Genomic DNA, 23,156 nt, shown 5'->3' on the forward strand with positions numbered 1-23,156 from the left:
ATAGATTTTTAAGTCTATCGGCAGTATTTTTTTATAGAGTTTCACTCAATGTCCATTTAATTTCACCTGTATAATCGCCTGCAAGGTTAGGAAATACGTTCTTCAATAGAATACCGTCCTCTTCACTCCAAGCGTCTGTAATGTCCGTATTTTGGCTTTCATCACTATTAACAGTATCCTGTTGAGCAATTAATGTATCATCATTCAAAGATTTTGCATTTGAATCCTTATCAATGAAGTACAGTGGTTCAGAATAGCTATTATCTTCTTTATTAAACAAACCCGTTGATTGAGCCGATAATTTCCATTTGGTTCCAGTACTATTTACATCAATATCCCAGTCACCCGAACGTTTGACGTATTCGCCTATCTTGGAACCAGCATTAATTGTTTGAAAACGATAATTATCAACCTCTAATTGTAAATTCTTTTTCGGTTTAATCTTAACTTTATATTCCAAAGTGTTAGAAATACGATCCTTAGAATCTGACAATTTCAACTTGAATGTATAAGTCTTATCATTTTCCAATCCATTTAACGTATAAGGAATATCATAAGTTCCAGTCTTAGCGCCCTTATCAACTTGAATGTCACCCTTTTGTACACCAGGAAGTTTGTTGCCATCTTGGTCATAAACTTCCAAATTACTTAGTAGCTCTTCGCCATCAAAGGTTGAACCCTTTAGATAAGAAATATTACCTTGAAAATGAACTTCATCACCCAAATTTAATTCCTGTGATAACGAATTAGTATTTTCAATATGTAAAACTTCATTATCAATTACAAAATCAGGGCTCATCGTATCACCAGTATAATTATCAGCCTGATAACTTGTATTGATTCCCGATACACTAGTTGTTATTGGTGTGGAGCTTTCTGGTCCTTTAGCGGTTCCATAAACTTCAATATTAGAATTATCACCAATTGCATTCATTGATGGAATCGTCACATCAAATCCTTTAACAGTCTTATAACTTGGTGGATCAGTCTCATACTTACCTGGAATCGTTATCGTGACATCTTTTAGATCAGACTTATTAATTTCTTTTGTTTTAGTAGTGCCATCTTCATCTTGATAGGTCATCTTACCAATCACACCATTCGCATCACCATTGTATTCAACATACTCTGGCAATCCAACTGTAGCTGTGATTTCACCTGACTCAGAAATACCACCACTATAGGCCAATTTTTGTTCTAATTTAATTTCATCACCGTCACTAGTATGTAATTCTTTAGTGCTACCTAAAGTCTTACTACTATTTTTTGTAACATCAGTTATCTGTGAAGTTCCCTTCATATCAACAATCGAAGGCATTTTTTCAATAACCATATCCAAGTCAGCAATTGATGACTCTGGAGAACCTGTTGAAGCAGTAAATCCCCAACGAACCTTCTTATCATCACTAGTGCCTACCAATTTAGAGATATCGATACTGAAAGTTTTACTATCCTGTGAAGTCTGCATTTTATCAGTACCATCAGGGAACTTATCATTAATCAAATATGATAAACGAGCTGTGGTTCCTGATGTAGGTGGTGTATAAGTAATTTTAAGATGGCGCCAACCATTACGTGGATCTTGCGTTTCTGAGTTAGCGACTTCAAGACCGTCATAACCTGTGAAATAAGAATTATTCTGAACTGGTCCACGATGTGTTATGTTGTAGAAATAATTGTTTAGAATAAGATTATAACTATTCTCCATATAAGTAGCGGTGTCACCTGGATAATTCCAAGCAATATGACTAGTTTTCAATTGATTCATAACAATATTACCAGGATTAGACAATGAAAATTTGTCATAGTCTAGATAATCATTAACAGAATTTGAAAATGATCCTGCTGTTTTGTTCACATAATGATCAAATTCAATGGCTACACTTTTTTGAATTCCGTCAGAAGCACCAGAAAGTTTCGTTGTAGTAGTTTTATTATCTGGAGTTCCACCGCCCCAAACGCCCAAGGTCTCACCTGCAGTTGGGGCACCATTACTACGAGAAATTGCTTGGTCACCTAAATCATCATTTTGAAGCACAAAAGCAAAACCATCGTAACCATCGACTTTGCTTCCTCCATAGAACCAAACCGAGATTTCTTGTGGTTTACTCAAATCAAAATAGTTATAAGTTTTATTACCATTACTATCTTTAACAGTTCCCCAAAAAGAACCAATTTGCTTTTTCTGCGTGCTTGATCCATCTAACAATTGAATAATGTCAGTTGAATCATTATTAGAATCACCGGCACGAATTATTTTACTAGAACTTTTAAAAGCCGTGGTATCGTTAGTTTTTGTATTCGTATAGTATTCTGGAGCCGTGACGAAATCATTTAGCTTCATACCCTTAGGCGCATGCTCATATACACTAGTTCTATCTGGAACTGAATAAGCTTGGACCATGGTAGGCTTAAACAATTGAATGAACGGCAAAAGAAATATAATCAAATAAAGAAATTCTATACGTTTCTTCATAAGATCAACCTCCTCGTCAAACATCGATATCTTATATTTTATAAATATTATATAAGGTTATATCACTTTATATATATCATATTTAGCAAATTTTATTATCGAATTTTAATTTTTATTAAAAAATATGACAAGTCAGATTAAAGTAAAAAAATAAGTTATCAATCCAATTAATTTTGAATTGATAACTTATTTTTATTTTTGTAAATACTTATTCTTTATTTTATAAGAAGTTTCATCAATAGCTCTAATTGCATCCGAGTATTTGCTCTCAAAAGCTAAGGCTGTTTTCAGCCCATTATTTTTAAAACCCAACAATTTTTGATAATGTAATACTTCCCTTTGAGTAAACTCAGTTCCCGACATCAATCCTAGGATAGGAAATTGTTGCGTCTCCTGGGCTACAAAATGCATAATATTGTAAAAATCAATCTCATCAGTCATTGAATTATTAACCGCGTATTGATTCAATGCTCTATCCTTAATTTGAAAATCACTGACATGTTCCATGCCACTTTGCCACGATAGATCCCAGGCCTTACTTTCAAGATTATATTTAACACGATACCAAGATTCATCTTCCATTGTGGCAAATACATCGTGATCTGATTCAAAGACTAATACCAAGTAGTTGTAAATCTTGTAGTCTGAAGAAACAGATAAATTGGTAAATGGAATAAACAAATGGTCAATATCGATTCCTGCATCGAGCATCTTCAATCTCTCAATAATATGCATTTTTAAATCAGTAGAAGTTTCATTCTCAGCCGGATCAAATTCAAAACTAGGAATTTCAAAAGTGCCATTATTAGTAGCTTTCGTATAAATCCCATCTGTCCTCTTGTCATACTTTAGCAGCACGTATGAAATAACCGTTCTATTTTCCATCAATTACACCTCTCATCTTTTTTACCACAATTTTCTAGATTTATTAATCCTTTTTTACAAAAAATTAGTATTATTTGCAACTTGTATATAAAAAAAACCTCTAATAGTTGAAATTCAACTTAGAGGTATCATTCTATTCCATATCAAAATCTAAACTAGGATCAGCATTCAAATCTAATTTAGCAAAATCACCTTTATCATATTGAATCTGAGCCATCGCACCAATCATGGCAGCATTGTCACCACAAAGTCTTAATGGTGGGAAAACTAATTCCATATCCATATGGCGTTTTTCGATTTCTTCAGCCAAACGTTTACGTAGACCCTGGTTAGCGGAGACACCTCCACCAACAATCAATTGCTTAACGGGATGTTGTTTCAAAGCTCTAAATGTTTTATTACTCAAGATATCCAACACTGCACCCTGGAAACTAGCAGCTAAATCATCTTTATTTAACTGTTCATGAATTTGATCAGCGTGATGAACACGATTAATAAAAGCACTCTTTAATCCACTGAAACTGAAGTCCAAGTTATCTTCTTGTACCATTGCTCTTGGAAAATTGAACGTATCTTTACCTTTAGCAGCCATTTGATCAACCTTTTTACCGGCTGGATAGTTAATCCCTAAGATACGACCGATTTTATCATAAGCTTCACCAACAGCATCATCCCTAGTATCGCCAAGGGTGTGGAAAACTCCAGGAGCTGTAACTAAAACAATCTCCGTATGTCCACCAGAAACTAACAAGGACATGAATGGATATTGTAGGTCAGTCACAAAATTGGCTGAATAAATATGTCCGGCTAAATGATTAACTTTAATCAAAGGTAAATTGTGTGCAAATGCCACCGTTTTAGCGGCCATGATTCCGATCAACAATGACCCAACTAAGCCAGGACCATAAGTCACGGCTACAGCATCAAGATCACTATAACCGACTTTAGCTTCATCCAAAGCCAGATTGATACAATGGGTTACTTCTTCGACGTGATGACGACTAGCGACTTCCGGCACTACTCCACCAAAACGTTGATGGCTTTTTATTTGTGTTGCAATAATATTCGATAAGATTTCTTTACCATTCTTAATAATAGCGACGGAAGTTTCATCACAACTACTTTCAAATGACATTATTAACGTATCTTTTTCCACAATGTTCTCCCCTACAAATCAACCATCATTTCTAAAGCATCGTGATGATTTCTAAAATAATACTTTTTATGTACCGTTTTTACCTTAAAGCCAAAAGCCTCATACAAAGCAATTGCGGCATCATTAGTTACATCAACCTCTAATGACATTTTTTCGAATTCACGTTTGCGACAATATGCAAAAGCCTGATTCAATAATAAATGTCCAATACCTAAATTCTGATAATCACTGTTAACTGCCAAATTAGTAATATGTGATTCTGTTTTATCACTCAGTGAAATACCAATAAAAGCTACGACACCAGCTTTACTAACCAATGACAAATAGAGCGCATTCTTATTACCAATTTCCATTTCGACGATATCAATTGGCCATGGTACCGGAATTGGATAAATTGTTTCTTGAATTCGCATATATTCAATCGAATCATCTGGAATAGCCTTTCTTAAGGTAAATTCCTGTCCATCGATTGTAACTAATTGTTTTTCAAAATCAAATTTTTCCTTCTTATTACTAGATAAGATATTTTTAAACTTCTTCAACATAGGAAACATTTTTGTCTTCCTTATTACCTTTAGCGTACCAATCATGTTCCGCCTGAGTTAAACGCAAGTATGTCGGGATAAAATTATCAATATCCTTAACAACTCTAGTTGTCTCTGCAATTTTAGCCAACTTGCCTGCATCTGGCAATGAATCTTCACTCATAACTATTGTTGCTTCAGGAAATTGTTTTTGAATTAATTCTTGTAATCTAGGCGTAGCGTTAATGAACTCTAATTCATTAGGCTCATATTGTTTTAATGTTTCAAATAGATTGGCCATTGAAGTATGATGGTCCGCAATAACAGTTAATAATCTGCCATCACGGTTTGTTACATAAACACCAGCAAAAGCATTATCATTTCTAGCATCCATTAAAGGTACCAAGAGATGTTTTTTGTCACCATTTGCAGCTAAGAGTTTCAAACTAGAAACTCCTACTAACTTTTTATTTAAGGTATCGGCTAAAGTTTTAGCTACTGTCACAGCAATTCTTACACCCGTGTAAGAACCTGGACCCTTGGCAACAGCAATCAAGTCGATATCAGCCATTGTAAGTCCTGCTTCCTGCAATCCATTTTGAATATCAGGTAGTAAGGAAACACTGTGCGTTTTCTTCTCAGTTGATTCTATGTGTGCCAAAACCTTACCATCCACAAATACTGCAACGGATAACGGTTTATTTGATGTATCAAATGCTAATATTTTCATTACGTTTATCCCTCATTCTTAATAGAATTATTTTAACACATAATTTTAAACAAAAAAAAATCGACCTATCGGTCGATTCTATTAAATTTCGAATTATCTATCCATCTTAATACGATGAAGAGAAGACCAGTTTGATAAACCAAACTAAATGCCTCTTTTGCAAGTCTTGGTACTAACAATGTAATGTAAGGTACATTAGACATCATGTGAATCCACAAAGTATTAAGTCCCGTATTAACAATTACTGTAATCAGCAAGACCGTAATAAATGTTCTCAGGATCGTAACTTTATGATTGTACAACATATAACCATAAATCACTCCGGATACTAAAGCAGTTAAAGTGAAACCTAAAAAGAAACTGCCTCCCGTTGCCATAATCGTATGACTGATAATATCTGCTAAGACATTAGCAATTCCAGCCTTTACGGGACCAAAGTAATATCCCAACAATCCAACAGCAATGAAGCTAAATCCTACCTGCAACATGTTGCTACCAATCGATAACTTTGACAATACCATTTGCAATGCTATTAACAAAGCCATCCACGTAATTCCTTGAACACTAACGACTTTCGTTCTACTGTTCATAATCGACATCTCCCAACGGAGCTGCCACAGAATATAAAAGAGACATATATAAAGTGGCGAATGCGGAAACAAGATCGCGAGAAAAATCTCTTCGTCCGATGTTCACATTCCGTTCCATCGGCACTTAACGCCTTGAATCCTACCCCAAATATTTTTGAATACTTAAATATGGTAGCACAATAAAATAACTATACAAGTAATTGGTTTTTGGATAAGATTTTGCTAAGGATGTCGCCCTCCGCAACAAGCACTATTGGTCTGGAACGCTGTGGACGCTGATTTGAGCCAATTGAAGTCCACAATTGTCTCAAATACAGGTCTTGTACTAAGCGATAAATCGCTAAGCATAATTTCACGGCTGAGACCAATAGCACTTGTTACTCCGGGCTGAATAGTAATTCTATTTTGTATTTTTCTTTCTAAATTTTTAGGCAAAAATAAACAGTATCTATTCAAAATTCCACACGACTGTAAAATTCTAAATAAATACTGTTTTTAATTAACGAAACTATATAATAAAAATCATTTTCTCGTCGATATTAAAATCCACAAAACAAAAAATCAGAACACTATCTAATCCGGAACAAGAATTGGGAATGCGTTCAGCTATGAGATTATTGTAATCGGCTTTGCCGATTACAATAAGGCCGACTTCGGAGCTAATCATTTTGCACGAAGTGTAAAATGATTAGCTCCGAATCGTGCCCATAGCGTTCCAATGCATTCCCAATTCTTGTGGAGGATGGCATCAAATGCTAACTAAACTAAAGAACCACTATCCCTATTTGTCTTCCCATCCCAATTGAGCAATAACATTCAAAGTATCACCATTCTTTATCCAATGAGTTGATGTGTGGTTTTCTGAATCCACTTTAGCAAATGACAATGGTTCACTTTCCAAATTGAGTTCTTTTTCGTATTTAATATCCATACTCTTCAAATGATGACTGGCAATATAGTCTGTATCAAGCGTATCTACCATCCAATCAAAATAGTAAGAGTTATTAACATGTTTATTAACGTCAATATTGTAGTAACCGATATGTTGCGGTTGCTTGAAATCATAATTATCCGGCACGCGTAAACGAGCGAATCTCTGAATCCGATTAACTTCTTCCGCACCAAATTTATTTTCTAAACGGTCTGCAGCACTAACAATTTTACGTTCTTTAATATCAATCAAAACAAAAGCGCTTTGGGCTTTGACCATGACATTACCGTCCATATCTTCAACCCAGAAATCACGATAGAAAAAGTACTTATTGTAACTTGTTGCTTGTGTAGTAACTTTTAACTTTTGTCCTAAACGTGGCATTTGCTTGATATCCATGTGATATTGAACAACTACCCATCCTAAGCCATTATTCACAACCATTTCGGTACTATCAGCATCGGCTTGGTGTAATTGTTTTTCAGAAGTTAGTAACATAATATCAATTAAGGCAGATAAACGAATATCACCCGTAAAATTGACAAAATAATATGGTACTTCTACTTCCATTGAATATGTTTCCTTCTGCGTCACTATTCTTCTTCTCCAATTCCATGATAAAGGTTATACACAGTTTGTTTCTTCAAACCATTGTCGGCGGCTACTTCTTTGATAGCCTTATTAGGCTTCTTACCATGATCAATTAAGTTATCCACCGCTGCTACTAAATCGGCATCTGAACTAGTTTCCATTTGATCGGCTGGTTTTCCTGCAATTATTAAAACATACTCACCTTTTGGATCGTTTTCTTCATAATATTGGGCGACATCTTGTAAACTACCACGTAAAAAAGCTTCGTGAATCTTAGTCAATTCACGGGCCAAAGCTATCTGACGCTCTGGACCAAATTTAGCAATCAAGTCTTGAATCGTCTTCTTCACTCGATATGGTGATTCATAAACAATCGTTGTTTCACTACGATTAGCTAAGTCTACTAAAGCTTCAGTTCTTTCTTTTCCTTTACGAGGTAAGAAGCCAAAGAAATAAAATGGCTGTGGTTCTATACCAGAGGCTATTAGAGCCGTTATTGAAGCCGTAGCACCTGGTAGTGGGACTACTGGAATTTCTTCCTTAATGGCAGCCTTAACTAGCTCCTTACCCGGATCACTGATTGATGGGGCTCCAGCATCACTGACTTGAGCAATCTTTAGACCTGAATTCATCTTTTCGATTAATTCGGGAATCCTTTGGGCAGTATTGTGTTCATGAAAACTTATTAATTCTGTTGGTATTTCAAAATGATTTAATAAATTTTTGGTATTACGTGTATCCTCAGCTGCGACTAAATCTGCTTCCTTCAAAGTGTTAACAGCTCGAAAAGTCATGTCTTCTAAATTACCAATGGGCGTTGGCACTAAAAAAAGGCAGCCCTTCGAATTATCAACAAAACTCTTTTGTTCCTTCATTCAAATAGCTCCCCTTACTTAAATCTTTTTAACTTTTTTGTTCTTTTTCCAGTTAGTTCCATACAAAACGTTCATACAGAAAAGGCACTCTTCATCATTATCACGATGTGAACCGTAATATTGTTGGCAAACATGGAATCCCTTGCGATATAGTTTTTCCAAATTCAATCGCGAACCAGATAACGTGTTACCATTAAAGTCCTTTTCCTCGTAACCAACCTTTTCTAAATGTTTACGAAGATTTTGGTTCTCCAACTTAATCTCTTCGTTCTTTTCCAAAGTATCGGATAGTTCCTCTTTTAGCAAAGAAACTTTTTTACTTATATCATTTAGTTGATTTGTGATTGTTTCAAATTCATCATATAAATCTTTCTCTGCCATGATTTCACCTACTAATCCACAAATTTTAATGACAAATCTTCTAAAATTGCTTGAAACGATACATTACTTTTCCACATTTGTTCGGCTGTGAATAAGTCATCAGACATCCCTACAACTTTTTTGATTCCTTTATTTGAGAGTAAATCTTCTGTCGTTAATGTTGATTTTTCTAAATTGTACCTAATTGATAATATATCACTAAACATTTGATTCAACATGTCGAAAACCAAATGTTGCTGATTTTTATTCTCTACTAAAGGCATGATATCAGTCTGGATGTCGATAAAACTATTTATTTTTTGTTTATTGATTTCTTTTAACCAATTCGTAATTGCGGTTAATAGTGATTGGTATTTATCAGCTGTAATGCTTTCTAAATATTTAATATCGGTGACTTTCAAGGCATTTTCGGCTTGTTCTTTTTTGAAACCTTCATTGATTAAAGTTTCAATCTCATCTTCATTACTCTTATTCGATAAATGAAATATCTGCACACGTGATTGAATTGTTGGCAAAAGTTGTTTTGCAGAATCGGCCAATAAAATAATCATCAGGTTACCTTCTGGCTCTTCAATCGTTTTTAACAAGTTATTGCTAGCTGCGTTAGTCATCTTCTCAGCTTCATCGATGATTAAAATTCGCCTTTTACCTTGTGTGGCTGTCATATTAGCTTCTTTTTTAAAGAATTTAATATCATCAACTCCGATACTCTGCTTCTCGGTTTCTACCTCTAAAACATCTGGGTTATCCCCAAGGGCAATTGTACGGCATTTCCGGCAAGTCTGATCAGGAGCGCCGTCTTGAAGATTCTCACAAAACTGACTCTGTGCTAACCAAATAGCCATCTGCTGTCTGACTTTGGAAGAAGCACTATCAATCAAATACGCATGCGACAACATATTGGAAGAAATAATCTTTTGAAATTCTTGAACAACTTTAGGCTGCTCAGTTTGTAGATTCTCCATTTTTAGAATCTCACAAATTTATCAACTGGTAAAATGAAGCAAGTAGCACCGCCAACTTGAACTTCAATAGGTTCGGCCAAACTAGAAGCAGCTTCTGGCATTAAAAATGTTGGTGTAACGTACTGAGAACGTGTATGACAATTCTTCTTGATGATTGCTAAGACCTCATCAACCTTCTCCTCTTCAACACCAATAATAAAGGTACAATTACCAGCCTTCAAGAAACCACCAGTAGATGGTAATTGAGTGGCTCTAAAGCCGCCTTTAACAAGCTTTTCTTGTAGTTGTTGACTATCTTTATCTTGAATGATGGCTAAAATTAATTTCATGGTTATTCTCCTTTAGTAAAAATATTAGGAAATCTTTGCACAATAATTTCAACAGCATCCTGAACTACTTTATCAGGTGCTTGAGCTGCATCAACCGTCTTGATACGTTCACTGTTATCCCTAACAACTTCTTTGTAAGAATCATAGACACGTTCGTGGAAACTCATAGCAGCCTTTTCCAACCGATCCATCTGTCCAGCATGATCTTTTTTGATTCGAGCTAATCCTACATCGGGAGTCACGTCAAAGTAAATTGTTAAATCCGGTAAATGTCCCTCAATCGCAAAGTTATTAATATCAGCGACTTCTTTTGTTCCAATCTGACGTCCTCCACCTTGATAGGCAATTGAACTGTCGACAAATCTATCACTCAACATAATCTTACCTTCAGCTAAAGTTGGTAAAATCACATCAATTAAGTGTTGACGTCTAGCTGCAGCATATAATAATGCTTCGGTTCTGGCATCCATCTCTTCATCATGAATATCCAAAATGATTTTTCTGATTTTTTCAGAAATTTGACTACCACCAGGCTCTCTTGATAAAACAATTTCCTTATCAGTTTTAGCCTGTAATAGTGGCATAATTTTTTTCAGAGCTGTCGTTTTACCAGCTCCATCTGGTCCTTCAAATGAAATAAATATTCCTGGCATATAATCTCTCCTAGATGATTACTACTATTTTACTTGAAATTGGAAATAAATGAAACTTCCTAAGATATTATTCTACGAGAATGACAACTGAAATATGCCGTCCTCCACAATAAGCTCGATTGGTCTGGAACGCTGTGGACACAGATGAGACTAATCGGGCTTGTTACTCCGAACTGAATCCGATTCTATTTAATCATCTAATTTTCTAATATTTAAAGTAAAAAAATAACAGTATCTATTCAGAAACTCCATACGTATATTTTATACGTACCAACGGAATTCTAAATAGATACTGTTTTTTAATTTTCGAATTAACTGAAACTAAGTAATAAGAAAAACTATTTAGTCGGTAGCTAAATCTCTTGTGGACCCTCAGTGGTCCACAGAAGATTTGGCGGACGACGGCATTCTACCCATATTACCAGTGTTTTTCAGCACGGCTAGGTTGCTTCAAAAATGTATCCTCGTCTCCGAAAATAATATTTGTTGTAGCCTTAGCTTTAGCTTTTCTTCTTCTTGCTTCTAGATACAAGAATTGATACTTCAACTGATCGAGTTTCAACTTGATTCTTGTCGTATCATCGATATCAACTGAATTATTCATCATCCTCTGTGTATTACCGATTCTTTGCTGAATCTGATGAATATTATCTAAGAGGCGATCATCTTCCATTTTCTGGACAGATACCTTTTTTCTACCAAACATGTTAAATCTCCCTGCGACCTAGAACCGCACTCTTCAAAGTCATTTCGTCCGCATATTCAATATCAGATCCAACAGCTAATCCATGTGCTAATCTAGTTACTTTTATTCCTGCTGGCTTAACTAATTTGGCTAAATATTGAGCAGTTGCTTCTCCTTCTGGCGTCGCATTAGTTGCAATAATTAATTCTTTAACGTTCTGATTAGTCTTCAAGCGATTCAGCAACAACTTAATATTCAAATCTTCTGGGCCAACTCCATCGACTGGCGATAAGACCCCTCCTAGAACGTGATACAAACCGTTATAACCGTTCATGTCATCCAAAGACATAATATCTTTGGCTTGTTCAACGACTAAAATAACTGACTGATCACGACTCTTATCACTACATATATTACAAATATCCTCAGTAGTAATATTTCCACAAATTCTACAACTCTTCAAATCTGTCTTTGCGGAAATTAAATTATCAGCAAATTCTTGCACTTGATCTTTGTCCATCCCAAGTGTAAAGAATGCCATTCTGGTTGCAGTTTTGCGACCAATTCCTGGTAGCATCATATAACTATCAATTAATTTTGATATTGGTTCTGGATATTTCATTACATCAACCCGTTTGTGTATTTACCTAATTTAGCTTCTTTATCATTATCAACAGCTTCGAAGGCATTATTCAAAGCATCGATCAACATATCTTGCAAAGTATCTGGATCATCTGGATCAATGATCTTTTCACTGATTGTCATGTCGGCAATCTTCTTATCACCAGTTACTTTAACTGTGACAAAATCATCAACTGACTTACCTGTATATTCTGTTTTGTTAAGTTCTTCAGTTGTTGCTTGAACTTCTTTTTGCATCTTTTGGGCTTGGCGCATAATGTTGGCCATGTTGCCACCCATTCCACCCATATTTGGCATACCTTTACTCATAAATAATTCCTCCTAGTCATTTTTTATATCAACTATATCGTCACCAAACAATTTTACAGCTTCATCAACGGTGGGATCAGTTTTCTTTTTTGGTTCTTGCTTTGATTCTACATTGCCTTGATTGTTTAAATCAATATTATTATTAATATATTCTTTACGAATCTTTGGCCAATCAGCTTTAGGAACTAAAACAATTTGAGAATCTTTCTTCATCAGACGACTAACATTATTTTCTAATTCCTTTAAAAACTCTGAATCATCTTGAGCTTGTTCAAACCACATCTCATAATCAAAGGCTACTACAACACCCTCTGACGATGCAGCCACAGGTTCTGCGACTTTCATCATAGCACGTTGAGTTATGGAAAGCATACTCATTAGGTCAGGCCAAATTTCCTTAGCAGCCATCAAATCTTTTTTAGTTGCACTACCCAAAACCTTATAAATAGCCGTCTTATTCAAACGAGCATTAGTATTAGCTCGACGACGAGTTTTCTTAGGTTCTGCTTTCTTAACCACAGTTCCTGTTGAGAGGTCTTTTACTTCATTCTGTAAATGCGAAACTTCATCTCTCAACTTGTCTAACTCGGCATTGCCAACTTGATTATCATTAGTCTCATTGGTTGCTGCCGGCGCTGCACTCTGTTGAGCAATTTTTGGTTCACTGATTTTAACAGTCAAGATTTCCATATAAATATCAGTTTGATTCGAGTTTTTCAAATTCTTTTGCGTTGCACTGACTTGATCAACAATATAAAACAGACGTGAATTATCAAATTTATCTGAGATAGCCAATAATTCATCGGTCATTACTGACTTATCCATCTTACTAGATAAATCCGAATCAGAATTATACAAAATAAGATTTCGACAAACACGAATAATCATTTCTGTAAAACGTAATGCTGAACGTCCACTAGCTAAAATCTGATACAAGTTAGTTAAAGCTTCAGCTGGATTATTTTCAGCAATAGCTGTCATATAGGAAACAATCTGTTCATTACTCAAAGCACCCGTTACTTCTTGGGCGTTCTTCAAGGTTAATTCATCATCACCATATGACAAAGCCTGATCCAAAATACTTAAAGCATCACGCATTCCACCTTCAGCGGAAGCTGCAATGATGTTCAAAGCTTCTTCATCATATTTGATATTCTTATCATTTAAAATAAATTCCATTCGTTTCAAAATATCCTGACGTGAAATACGACGGAAATTGAAACTCTGCGTTCTTGAAATAATTGTTGCTGGAATTTTTTGTGGTTCGGTTGTAGCCAAAATGAACATGACATTAGCCGGTGGTTCTTCCAAAGTCTTCAACAAAGCATTGAAGGCACCTTGAGAGAGCATATGAACTTCATCAATAATGTAAACTTTAAACTTGGCTTCGGTTGGTGCGTATTTTACTTTGTCTCTAATATCACGGATCTCTTCAACACCGTTGTTTGAAGCCGCATCAATTTCAATTACATCATTCAAACGGTTCTCATTTGCAGCTTTGCAAATTTCACATTCATTGCACGGTTCGCCATCATGTGGATTAAGGCAATTCACCGCTTTGGCTAAAATTTTGGCACAGGATGTCTTACCAGTACCACGTGGACCACTGAACAAATAAGCATGACTAGTCATCTGACTAGCCACCGCATTGCGCAGTGTCTGAGTAATAACATCTTGGCCGATTACATCAGAAAAAGTTTGGGGACGCCAAACTCGATAAAGTGCTTGATATGCCATTTTATCTCCTTTAAAAATCTAATATGTAAATTTTACCACAAGATTTTTGACAAATACTGCTTGGCAAAAAATTACATCATATTTCAAAATAAACACAAAAAAACTCCTAACCAAATTGGTTAGGAGGCTTATATGCATAACAAAAGGCACATGACACACCCTGCTTAGTGCTGCTTCCTTCCGGATCTGACACAGTTCACAAGAGCATCATTGCCCTAAGGCCTTGCGGCAATAACTATCATACTATAAATAATAGTTTTTTTCTACTTTTTGCGGCGAATTTCTCTAAAGAAATTTCTTAAAAGATCCCCAGCTTCTTGTTCTTTAACGCCACTGAGAACCTCTGGTTGATGATTATATCTAGTTTCCGCCAATAAGTTATTAATCGAACCTGCTGAACCAGCCTTAGGATCACTGGCACCAAAAATAACTTCTTCGATACGACTATTAATAATAGCACCGGCGCACATTGGACATGGTTCCAACGTTACAAAGAGACTTGTATGCTCCAAACGCCAACTACCTACTTTTGCACAGGCAGCTTCGATTGCAATAATCTCCGCATGTTTAATAGCATTCTGAGTTTCCTCACGTTCATTTGAACCTACTGAAATCACTTCACCAGTTTGATTATCAACGATAATACAACCAATCGGAACCTCTTTACGCTCACCGGCTTTTTTAGCTTCATTTAAAGCTAGATCCATGTAACTATTTATTTTTTCTTCTGTAAATATCATATTAATTAAGTAATTGTGTTACTTTCTTTTCCAAATATTCTGGAATTGCTGGTGATTTCAACTTTAATTGATCTCTTTGTCTTTGAATTGAATCTAATATTTCAACCAATTCTTTGACTTGTTCATCTGATAAAGTCCCAACAAAGCCCAGTAGTTTTTCGTTGCCATGTAGATATTTATCAACCAAAGACTCTAATTTCTTACGGTCCTGTTTGACAGCCTTATCTTTCATAAAATGATTTAATTTTCGTACTGCAAAAAATGATCCCGCTGAAACGGCGGATAATATCGTCAAAATAATTAATTTCTTCTTCATATGTAAACGCCTCCAACTCAAAATATACCATATTGAGCAAAAATTTAAATCAATTTACTTTTTAAAATGTAATATCCTTTATCACGTACAACAATTTCAACGTTACCAAAAGTCTTTTCCATCAACTTCTTAGCTGATGGTGCACCTTGCTTCTTTTGTAAAACAATCCAAAGCTCACCGCTATTTAACAAGTAGTTCTTAGACTCCTCCAAAATTGCGGTAACAACATTTTTACCTGCACGAACTGGTGGATTTGAAACAATCAATGCATATTTCTTGTCGACAGCTTTATAAACATCGGACTCAAAAATATCCACATTTTCGATACTATTGTTAGCAGCGTTTTGCTTAGCTAAGTCTAAGGCTCTAAGATTGACGTCAACCATTGTAACTTGGCGTACTTTTTGTTCTTTAGCTAAAGCCAATCCAATAGATCCATATCCACAACCAACATCTAAAATATTACCTTCAGGAATACTTTGAAAGTCAATTGCTTCAATTAAAACTCTTGAGCCATAATCTACTGTTTGTCGTGAAAAAACTCCACTATCAGAAATAAACTTGAGATTATGATTTCTAAGTGTAAAATCGAATTTTTTTAATTCGTGTTCCAAATCTGGTGTATTATCAAAATACTGATTAGCCATAATTTTCCCCTTTCTCCATTTGAGGGTAAAAAAAAATCCTCTTACGAGGATTAATTTTATCATTAAAGTGAATTACTTCAATGTAACTGTTGCACCAACAGCTTCTAGCTTTGTCTTCATTTCGTCAGCGTCAGCCTTAGCAACGCCTTCCTTGATAACCTTAGGAGCACCATCAACAAGGTCCTTTGAGTCCTTCAAGCCAAGTCCTGTGATACCACGAACTTCCTTGATAACCTTAACCTTTTCTTGACCTGCTTCTGTAAGTTCAACGTCGAATGAGTCCTTTTCTGCAGCAGCGTCGCCACCAGCAGCACCGGCAGCAGCAACTGGAGCAGCAGCCTTAACATCGAATTCTTCTTCGATAGCCTTAACAAGGTCGTTTAGTTCTAGAATTGAAGCTTCTTTTAAATCATCGATAATCTTTTGTGTATCTAAAGCCATTATTGTATCCTCCAAATATTATGAGTTTTTTTAGTTAATTATGCTTCTTGTCCAGCGTCTTCTTTATCTGCAACGGCCTTAACAACCATAGCAAAGTCACGAACAGGAGCTTGTAATACAGATACCAACATAGATAGCATGCCATCTCTGTCTGGTAATGTTGCAAGTTCTTGAATTTGGTCAAGAGTTGCGGCTTTACCTTCGATGATTCCACCCTTAATTTCAACGGCGTCAACATCTTTAGCAAATTTAGCAGCGATCTTAGCAGGTCCAACAGGATCTTCTTCAGAGTAAGCAATAGCTGTAGGTCCAACGAAGAACTTCTCTAGACCTTCAACACCAGCTTTTTCAGCTGCACGTCTCAAGATTGTATTCTTAACAACTTGCATAGTAGCATTTTGTTCACGTAATTCGGCACGCATTTCTGTTACTTGTTCAACAGTTAGACCTAAGTAGTCAACAACGATGACTGACTTTGCGCCTGTAAGTTGCTTAGCAATTTCATCAACTTGTGCTTGTTTTTGTGCTAATACTTCTTGCTTCATTATTACGTTTCACCTCCACAATTTTTTAGTTAATATCTACAAATTTCGGCTTAAAAAATAAAATCTCTGTGCCCAAGGGACACAGAGATTAAGTGAAATAATCTTCTGGCCTCGGCAGGATATTAAGACTTTCATCACCTGAGTCTTCGGTAGAAATCAACTATACTAATCTATCATTATTTTGGTTATTAGTCAACATTAAGCGTTAATTTTTAGACCAGGTCCAAATGTAGATGTCAAGTTAACACTTGTTACATAATTACCTTTAAGTGATGCAGGACGAGCTTTAACGATTGCACCGTAAAATGCATCGAAGTTAGCTGCAATCTTGTCTGTATCAAATGAAAGCTTACCAATTGGTGCGTGGATAAGACCATTTGAATCAACACGGTATGTAACTTGTCCGGCTTTAATATCATTAACAGCCTTTGTAACATCCATTGTAACTGTACCTGTCTTAGGGTTTGGCATCAAACCTTTAGGTCCAAGAACACGACCTAAACGACCAACTTTAGCCATCATAGGTGGTGTAGCAACGGCAACATCAAAGTCTAACCAGCCGTCTTGGATCTTTTCAACAAGGTCATCTGAACCAACAACATCAGCACCGGCTGCTTCTGCATCCTTTGCTTGTTGGCCTTCAGCGAAAACGATAACCTTTTGTGTCTTACCAGTACCATTAGGTAATACTAGAGCGCCACGAATTTGTTGATCAGCTTGCTTAGGATCTACATCCAAATTAATTGCAACTTCAACAGTTGCGTCAAATTTAGCGTAGTTAACCTTCTTAAGTAAGTCAACAGCTTCTGTAGCAGAGTATCTCTTGTCTTTATCGACTTGTTTCATTGCTTCTAAATATTTTTTTCCATGCTTAGCCATGCTAAGTTCCTCCTTGCTTTGTGGTCTTTCGGAGAATCAAATTTTCTCCTCCCACTTGTTAAGAATGCTTTCACATCCCTGTAAACTGCTTAAATCTAGTCTTTTACTTTACTTCAAAGCCCATACTTCTTGCAGTACCAGCAACCATACGCATTGCAGATTCAACACTAGCAGCGTTTAGGTCTTTCATCTTGGTTTCAGCAATTTCGCGAACTTGGTCTTCAGTAACTGTGGCAACCTTATTTGTGTTAGGTTCGCCAGAGCCCTTTTCAACGCCAGCAGCTTTCTTCAATAGAACTGCAGCTGGTGGTGTCTTAGTAACGAAATCGAATGAACGGTCTTCATATACTGAGATAACAACAGGGATAATCATACCCTTTTGATCTTGTGTACGTGCATTGAAGTCCTTTGTAAAGGCAACAATGTTAATACCAGCTTGTCCTAAAGCAGGACCAACTGGAGGAGCTGGAGTAGCCTGTCCAGCAGGGATTTGTAATTTTACTACGTTAGCAACTTTTTTAGCCACGGTGCATACCTCCTTGTTCCGTGATGTGGTCATGATGAGAATCTAAATTTTCTCTCCCACATGTATGTGTCAAAAACATACCGTTTTATAGTAGCACGGTCTACTCGTCTTATCAATAACTATTTTTGTTTTTCAACTGATGTAAAGTCAACTTCGGCTGATGTCATACGACCAAACATATCAACGTCAACTTTAAGTTTTCTGTGTTCATCATCGATTTCAGTGATCTTACCTGTTGTGTCAGAGAAGGCACCATCAGTAATCTTAACTGTTTCACCAACTTCAAAGTCAGATGGTTGATTTTGTGCACTCATACCGAATTGACTTAGAATGTTATCAATTTCTTCAGGTAATAGTGGTGCAGGCTTACTACCAGAACCGTGACTGCCGACAAATCCGGTAACACCTGGTGTATTACGAACGATGAACCATGATTCATCAGACATAACCATTTCTACTAAAACGTAGCCAGGGAAAGTTTTTTCCATTTCTTTCTTTTCTTTACCGTTTTTCATTTTTGTTTCTTCTTCTTCAGGAACAACTGCACGGAAAATGTAATCTTCCATACCCATTGATTGAGCACGTGATTCTAGATTTTCCTTAACTTTATTTTCATATCCTGAATAGGTATGTAAAACATACCATTGTTTTTCGCCAGCTTCAGCCATAATTTCCTCCAAAATTCAAAATAAAAAAACTCCGAACCATGTCGAAGTTTTTTCCGTTAGTTCCATAATAGCAAATTTTTTACGTACTTACAATCTATTTACCCATTACGAAGTGCTGCAATAATGTAATTAGACCCCAATCAACTAATGCAAAGAAGATTGCATACATCAATGAAGTACCAATAACGGTCCATGTATCACGTCTATTTTCTTTGAATGTAGGCCAAACGACTAATTTCATTTCATCTTTGACGCTACCAAAAAATTTAAATAGTTTCATGTAATCCTCCAGAGTTATCTTGTTTCTTTATGTAGTGTATGTTTACCACAGTGCTTACAGAACTTTTTAACTTCTAGACGTTCTGTTCTATTTGGGTTCTCAGTAATTGTATAGTTACGTGAGCCACAAACAGTACAAGCAAGGGCGACTTTTCTTAATCCCATGTTTATCTCCAAAACTAATTTGTTTTAATCTTATTAATTGTAAACTCTGGAAGTTGTTTTGTCCATTGCAATCTCACATGACTATAGTTTCTGATCACGTTTTATCTTCTTTTTGCACCGGTTAGCTGCTTGTATAATCTGTTTCATATCACAACGAGCTTCGGCACAAGCATCGTGCATTGACACCTTTCCCAGCAGGAATTGAAAAGCCACTAATTCTATACGACTCATTTTAATCATAATCTTTTCTAATTGATTAGATATATCGACACTATCGTTATTTTCTGCAACTTTATCATCAAATTTACCTTTACCAAGTAATCTGTCATACGATTCCGTTTGCTGATTAGCCTTACGTTTAATGGCATTCTCACGCCTAATGATATCTATAATGTGATTCTGAAATTTTAATTTAAAAAAGCTTCCGAATTTGGAACCACTGTTGCCATCGAATAATTTACAAGTTTGATAACAGACTAAAAAAGCTTCCTGATACCAATCATTACGATCATAACCATCAATGAAATATTTAATATACATATTATCGATCATTGGCCGGTATCTTCTGACCAACCTATCTAGTGCTGCTGAGTCATCATTTTCTCTAATCAATTCAATCCATTGCTTTTCTTGTTCAACTTTCATTTTACTTTTTTACGAATAATAATTTTGTAATTTAAAAGTACCACCCACTTAAGGCAAATTTAAGCGAACACTTGTTTACAACAATTTAAATATGCTTGCAAAAAATCATTTTATAAATCCATCCAAAATCCTTAATACAAAAAATTCTAAGCAAGAGTTTATCTCACTTAGAATTTTTTAATTAAGCATTACGTGAAGCAAAAGCTTGATACAACAAAACACCTGTCGCAACTGAAGCGTTCAAACTTTGTACATGTCCAACCATCGGAATATTCAAAGTTTGGTCAGCCTGTTTCAATACTAATGGTGAAATACCCTTACCTTCGTTACCAATAATTAGAGCAACTGCTCCCTTGGCATTCCAGTTACGATAGTTGTCACCTTCCATAGCTGTTCCAAAGACCCAAACATTACGTTTCTTCAAGTCCTTGATGGTATTAACTAAATTAGTTACACGAACAACTGGCACGTGTTCAATCGCACCTGTCGATGTTTTAGCAACCGTTGAAGTTAATCCAGTTGAACGATGCTTTGGAACAATAATTCCATCTACACCGACGGCATCAGCAGTACGCATGATTGAACCTAAATTATGAGGATCTTCAATTTTATCCAAAATCAAAATGAATGGATCAGTACCTTTCTTTTCAGCACTCTTGAAAATATCTTCCATTTCAGCGTATTGATAAGGAGCAACATAAGCAGCCATCCCCTGGTGGTTACCACCGTTACTAATATCATCTAGCTTATTCTTAGGTACTTCTTGAACAATCAAGCGATCACGCTTAGCTAACTTGATAGCTTCAGCAATATGTTCACTAGAAAGTCCCTTTTGAACTAAAACTTTGTTAACACGCTGATCAGCTGTAGCGGACTTCAATAATTCAATTACTGAATGTACACCATAAACTAATTCGTTTTCTTCTAAATTGTTACTACTGTTGTTACGTTTATTCGAATTTTCTGTCATCTGCTTCACCCACTTCTACTTCATTTATGCACCATTGTGCCAATTCTACAACTCGGTCTTTGTTGCCGGTAATATCTAAATAACCAAAAAGTGCTTCAAAACCTGTAGACATATGATAAGTGACGACACTTGTATTCTTAGCTTTAGTATATTTTTTAGCATTACGTCCGTTCTTATAAATTCTGATTTCTTCATCAGAAAGAATTCCCTTATCCATCATCAAAGTAATCAATGATGCTTGGGCTTTCGCGGAAACGTAGTGTTTGGCTTGTTTTTGTAGTTCATTAACCTTGGTAATATTTTTGCCTAAAAGATGTTCACGAATAAAGACTTCGTAGACTGCATCTCCTAAATACGCCAAAGTTACTCCGTTAAATTGTTTAACATCAGTCATTAATATGCCACCGTGTTCCTTGTGGTGTATCTTCGAGGATTACACCCATTTCTTTTAATTGATCACGTAATTTATCACTTGTTGCAAAATCTTTATCTGCACGAGCTTGGTCACGTTGATCGACCATTTCTTGAATTTCTTTGGAAAGGTCTTTTTGTTCGTCCAATTTAATTCCTAAGATACTTGTCAATTCAGTCAAAGTCTTAAGAATCAATTCGACACTAGTCTTCGCTACTTTATCTTGGGCAGAGTAGTTATTAGCTAAACTAACCAAATTAAAAATTTCTGTCAAACCATTTTGCACATTGAAGTCATCGTTCATTGCTGCTTTAAAATCAGCCACAATTTGTTCAACTTGTGCTTGAATATCATCAGTTTCATCAGTCGCACCATCAAGTCGGAACTTCAAATTGTTATAAGCTGTCTTGATTTTCTCAAGATTATCAGCAGCCTTTTGTAAGTTCTTTTGTGAATATTCAAGTGGACGACGATAATGTGTTGATGACAAGAAGAAACGCAATACTTGTGGATTAGTCTTTTGAACAAGATCATGCACTGTTACAAAGTTTCCGAGTGATTTACTCATCTTCTCATTATTTTCAACTGTGACAAAACCGTTATGCATCCAATAGTTAACAAATTTTTGACCAGTCTTAGCTTCACTTTGGGCAATCTCATTTTCATGATGAGGGAATTCCAAATCTTGACCACCACCATGAATGTCAAAGGTATCGCCGAGATACTTAGTTGACATAACTGAACATTCAATATGCCAACCTGGACGACCTTCACCCCATGGGGAATCCCACTTGATCTCATTTGGTTTAGCTTTCTTCCACAAAACAAAATCAATTGGATCTTGCTTCTTGTCGAATTCAGTTTCACCGATATGTTCACTGGCACCCTCAACTAATTGATCAATGTTTTGATCAGACAATTCACCATAATGTTTGAACTTTCTAGCACGATAGAAAACATCGCCATCAGATTCATAGGCATAACCTTTGTCAATTAAAGCTTTGACAAAATCAATAATCTCTTGAATATTATCTGTAGCTCTCGGATTGATAGTTGCCTTTTGAACATTGATAGCTGCAATATCTTCGTAGAAAGCCTTGATAAAACGGTCTGCTACTTCAGGTACAGTAATGCCCTCACGATTAGCTTCTTTGATCATCTTATCGTCAACATCAGTAAAGTTGGAAACAAATTTCACTTTGTATCCTAAGAATTCTAAATAACGACGAACTGTATCAAAAGCTACAATTGAGCGTGCATTTCCGATATGAATATAGTTATAAACCGTTGGTCCACAGACATACATTTTTACTTCATTAGGTGTTAATGGTTTAAATTCTTCTTTTTGGCGTGTTAATGTGTTGAATATCTTTAACATAATCTTCACCTATATAAAAAAGGGGTTGAGGCAAAACTAAGTTTTCCTTCAACCTCTTTTTGTTTTATTTATTTTGTATCTTACAA

Annotated in this window: 30 protein-coding genes, 1 other RNA gene, 1 riboswitch and 1 other annotated feature; all 31 genes read right to left on the reverse strand. The window is 35.8% G+C overall.

The window, feature by feature from the left end:
• Nucleotides 1-31: 31 nt before the first annotated feature.
• The 31 genes from FC97_RS05670 to cysS all read right to left on the reverse strand — a co-directional run bounded on the left by FC97_RS05670 (nucleotide 32) and on the right by cysS (nucleotide 23,070).
• Nucleotides 32-2,476 (reverse strand): L-type lectin family protein, encoded by a 2,445-nt coding sequence (locus FC97_RS05670; protein WP_056967918.1) that lies wholly within the window; start codon nucleotides 2,474-2,476, stop codon nucleotides 32-34.
• Nucleotides 2,477-2,668: 192 nt separating this feature from the next.
• On the reverse strand, nucleotides 2,669-3,361 hold the full coding sequence (locus tag FC97_RS05675) for a hypothetical protein (RefSeq protein ID WP_054642531.1): 693 nt from the start codon (nucleotides 3,359-3,361) through the stop codon (nucleotides 2,669-2,671).
• Nucleotides 3,362-3,494: 133 nt separating this feature from the next.
• Nucleotides 3,495-4,517, reverse strand: a complete 1,023-nt coding sequence (tsaD, locus tag FC97_RS05680; RefSeq protein WP_087882322.1) for a tRNA (adenosine(37)-N6)-threonylcarbamoyltransferase complex transferase subunit TsaD — start codon at nucleotides 4,515-4,517, stop codon at nucleotides 3,495-3,497.
• A gap of 11 nt (nucleotides 4,518-4,528) precedes the next feature.
• A complete protein-coding gene (gene rimI / locus FC97_RS05685; RefSeq protein WP_234030761.1) occupies nucleotides 4,529-5,062 on the reverse strand; it encodes a ribosomal protein S18-alanine N-acetyltransferase in 534 nt (177 codons plus the stop codon).
• Nucleotides 5,046-5,771, reverse strand: coding sequence for a tRNA (adenosine(37)-N6)-threonylcarbamoyltransferase complex dimerization subunit type 1 TsaB (gene tsaB, locus FC97_RS05690; RefSeq protein ID WP_054642529.1), 726 nt, complete (start codon nucleotides 5,769-5,771; stop codon nucleotides 5,046-5,048). Before tsaB ends, rimI begins: the two co-directional genes overlap by 17 nt.
• 65 nt (nucleotides 5,772-5,836) lie before the next feature.
• Nucleotides 5,837-6,361, reverse strand: a complete 525-nt coding sequence (locus FC97_RS05695; RefSeq protein ID WP_054642528.1) for a folate family ECF transporter S component — start codon at nucleotides 6,359-6,361, stop codon at nucleotides 5,837-5,839.
• Nucleotides 6,362-6,413: 52 nt separating this feature from the next.
• Nucleotides 6,414-6,510: riboswitch (THF riboswitch) on the reverse strand.
• 632 nt (nucleotides 6,511-7,142) lie between these two features.
• The gene (locus tag FC97_RS05700) at nucleotides 7,143-7,862 is read right to left on the reverse strand and encodes an acyl-[acyl-carrier-protein] thioesterase (RefSeq protein ID WP_225868702.1); all 720 of its coding nucleotides are present in this window, start codon (nucleotides 7,860-7,862) and stop codon (nucleotides 7,143-7,145) included.
• A gap of 23 nt (nucleotides 7,863-7,885) precedes the next feature.
• The gene (gene rsmI, locus FC97_RS05705) at nucleotides 7,886-8,758 is read right to left on the reverse strand and encodes a 16S rRNA (cytidine(1402)-2'-O)-methyltransferase (protein ID WP_054642526.1); all 873 of its coding nucleotides are present in this window, start codon (nucleotides 8,756-8,758) and stop codon (nucleotides 7,886-7,888) included.
• An 18-nt stretch (nucleotides 8,759-8,776) separates the two neighbouring features.
• Nucleotides 8,777-9,139, reverse strand: a complete 363-nt coding sequence (locus FC97_RS05710) for a DNA replication initiation control protein YabA (RefSeq protein ID WP_025085108.1) — start codon at nucleotides 9,137-9,139, stop codon at nucleotides 8,777-8,779.
• Nucleotides 9,140-9,150: 11 nt separating this feature from the next.
• The gene (locus tag FC97_RS05715; protein WP_054642525.1) at nucleotides 9,151-10,104 is read right to left on the reverse strand and encodes a DNA polymerase III subunit delta'; all 954 of its coding nucleotides are present in this window, start codon (nucleotides 10,102-10,104) and stop codon (nucleotides 9,151-9,153) included.
• A 2-nt stretch (nucleotides 10,105-10,106) separates the two neighbouring features.
• Nucleotides 10,107-10,433, reverse strand: coding sequence for a cyclic-di-AMP receptor (locus FC97_RS05720; RefSeq protein ID WP_025085110.1), 327 nt, complete (start codon nucleotides 10,431-10,433; stop codon nucleotides 10,107-10,109).
• A gap of 2 nt (nucleotides 10,434-10,435) precedes the next feature.
• On the reverse strand, nucleotides 10,436-11,086 hold the full coding sequence (gene tmk, locus FC97_RS05725) for a dTMP kinase (RefSeq protein WP_054642524.1): 651 nt from the start codon (nucleotides 11,084-11,086) through the stop codon (nucleotides 10,436-10,438).
• Between the two features lie 418 nt (nucleotides 11,087-11,504).
• The gene (locus FC97_RS05730) at nucleotides 11,505-11,792 is read right to left on the reverse strand and encodes a YaaL family protein (RefSeq protein ID WP_054642523.1); all 288 of its coding nucleotides are present in this window, start codon (nucleotides 11,790-11,792) and stop codon (nucleotides 11,505-11,507) included.
• A 1-nt stretch (nucleotide 11,793) separates the two neighbouring features.
• A complete protein-coding gene (gene recR, locus FC97_RS05735) occupies nucleotides 11,794-12,393 on the reverse strand; it encodes a recombination mediator RecR (protein ID WP_025085113.1) in 600 nt (199 codons plus the stop codon).
• Nucleotides 12,393-12,701 carry a YbaB/EbfC family nucleoid-associated protein gene (locus FC97_RS05740; protein ID WP_025085114.1) on the reverse strand — a complete coding sequence of 103 codons (309 nt, stop codon included), beginning with the start codon at nucleotides 12,699-12,701 and terminating at the stop codon, nucleotides 12,393-12,395. The genes recR and FC97_RS05740 overlap by 1 nt, the downstream gene beginning before the upstream one ends.
• 33 nt (nucleotides 12,702-12,734) lie before the next feature.
• Complete coding sequence (gene dnaX, locus FC97_RS05745) at nucleotides 12,735-14,459, reverse strand: DNA polymerase III subunit gamma/tau (RefSeq protein WP_056967920.1); 1,725 nt, start codon at nucleotides 14,457-14,459, stop codon at nucleotides 12,735-12,737.
• A gap of 126 nt (nucleotides 14,460-14,585) precedes the next feature.
• Nucleotides 14,586-14,686: signal recognition particle sRNA small type (gene ffs / locus FC97_RS13230), an RNA gene on the reverse strand.
• Nucleotides 14,687-14,722: 36 nt separating this feature from the next.
• Entirely contained in the window at nucleotides 14,723-15,199 is a 477-nt protein-coding gene (locus FC97_RS05750) for a nucleoside deaminase (RefSeq protein ID WP_054642522.1), read from the reverse strand.
• 1 nt (nucleotide 15,200) lies between these two features.
• Nucleotides 15,201-15,515 carry a hypothetical protein gene (locus FC97_RS05755; protein ID WP_054642521.1) on the reverse strand — a complete coding sequence of 105 codons (315 nt, stop codon included), beginning with the start codon at nucleotides 15,513-15,515 and terminating at the stop codon, nucleotides 15,201-15,203.
• A gap of 44 nt (nucleotides 15,516-15,559) precedes the next feature.
• On the reverse strand, nucleotides 15,560-16,162 hold the full coding sequence (locus FC97_RS05760) for a class I SAM-dependent methyltransferase (protein ID WP_054642520.1): 603 nt from the start codon (nucleotides 16,160-16,162) through the stop codon (nucleotides 15,560-15,562).
• 72 nt (nucleotides 16,163-16,234) lie between these two features.
• A complete protein-coding gene (gene rplL, locus FC97_RS05765; RefSeq protein WP_054642519.1) occupies nucleotides 16,235-16,603 on the reverse strand; it encodes a 50S ribosomal protein L7/L12 in 369 nt (122 codons plus the stop codon).
• 38 nt (nucleotides 16,604-16,641) lie between these two features.
• A complete protein-coding gene (rplJ, locus tag FC97_RS05770) occupies nucleotides 16,642-17,148 on the reverse strand; it encodes a 50S ribosomal protein L10 (RefSeq protein ID WP_054642518.1) in 507 nt (168 codons plus the stop codon).
• 48 nt (nucleotides 17,149-17,196) lie between these two features.
• Nucleotides 17,197-17,316 (reverse strand) — a sequence feature (ribosomal protein L10 leader region).
• Between the two features lie 30 nt (nucleotides 17,317-17,346).
• Nucleotides 17,347-18,027 (reverse strand): 50S ribosomal protein L1, encoded by a 681-nt coding sequence (gene rplA / locus FC97_RS05775; RefSeq protein ID WP_054642517.1) that lies wholly within the window; start codon nucleotides 18,025-18,027, stop codon nucleotides 17,347-17,349.
• Nucleotides 18,028-18,130: 103 nt separating this feature from the next.
• A complete protein-coding gene (rplK, locus tag FC97_RS05780) occupies nucleotides 18,131-18,553 on the reverse strand; it encodes a 50S ribosomal protein L11 (protein WP_010018673.1) in 423 nt (140 codons plus the stop codon).
• 119 nt (nucleotides 18,554-18,672) lie between these two features.
• Nucleotides 18,673-19,221, reverse strand: coding sequence for a transcription termination/antitermination protein NusG (gene nusG / locus FC97_RS05785; RefSeq protein ID WP_054642516.1), 549 nt, complete (start codon nucleotides 19,219-19,221; stop codon nucleotides 18,673-18,675).
• Nucleotides 19,222-19,315: 94 nt separating this feature from the next.
• Entirely contained in the window at nucleotides 19,316-19,501 is a 186-nt protein-coding gene (secE, locus tag FC97_RS05790; RefSeq protein ID WP_025085250.1) for a preprotein translocase subunit SecE, read from the reverse strand.
• 14 nt (nucleotides 19,502-19,515) lie between these two features.
• Nucleotides 19,516-19,665, reverse strand: a complete 150-nt coding sequence (gene rpmG / locus FC97_RS13235) for a 50S ribosomal protein L33 (protein ID WP_075887434.1) — start codon at nucleotides 19,663-19,665, stop codon at nucleotides 19,516-19,518.
• An 81-nt stretch (nucleotides 19,666-19,746) separates the two neighbouring features.
• The gene (locus tag FC97_RS05795) at nucleotides 19,747-20,310 is read right to left on the reverse strand and encodes a sigma-70 family RNA polymerase sigma factor (protein ID WP_054642515.1); all 564 of its coding nucleotides are present in this window, start codon (nucleotides 20,308-20,310) and stop codon (nucleotides 19,747-19,749) included.
• 181 nt (nucleotides 20,311-20,491) lie between these two features.
• Complete coding sequence (gene rlmB, locus FC97_RS05800; protein ID WP_054642514.1) at nucleotides 20,492-21,280, reverse strand: 23S rRNA (guanosine(2251)-2'-O)-methyltransferase RlmB; 789 nt, start codon at nucleotides 21,278-21,280, stop codon at nucleotides 20,492-20,494.
• Entirely contained in the window at nucleotides 21,261-21,674 is a 414-nt protein-coding gene (locus FC97_RS05805; RefSeq protein ID WP_054642513.1) for a Mini-ribonuclease 3, read from the reverse strand. Before FC97_RS05805 ends, rlmB begins: the two co-directional genes overlap by 20 nt.
• Nucleotides 21,667-23,070: a cysteine--tRNA ligase gene (cysS, locus tag FC97_RS05810; protein WP_054642512.1), complete on the reverse strand. Its 1,404-nt coding sequence runs from the start codon at nucleotides 23,068-23,070 to the stop codon at nucleotides 21,667-21,669. The genes FC97_RS05805 and cysS overlap by 8 nt, the downstream gene beginning before the upstream one ends.
• Nucleotides 23,071-23,156: the final 86 nt, after the last annotated feature.

The sequence above is a fragment of the Companilactobacillus kimchii DSM 13961 = JCM 10707 genome (assembly GCF_001435445.1).
GTDB classification, from domain to species: domain Bacteria; phylum Bacillota; class Bacilli; order Lactobacillales; family Lactobacillaceae; genus Companilactobacillus; species Companilactobacillus kimchii.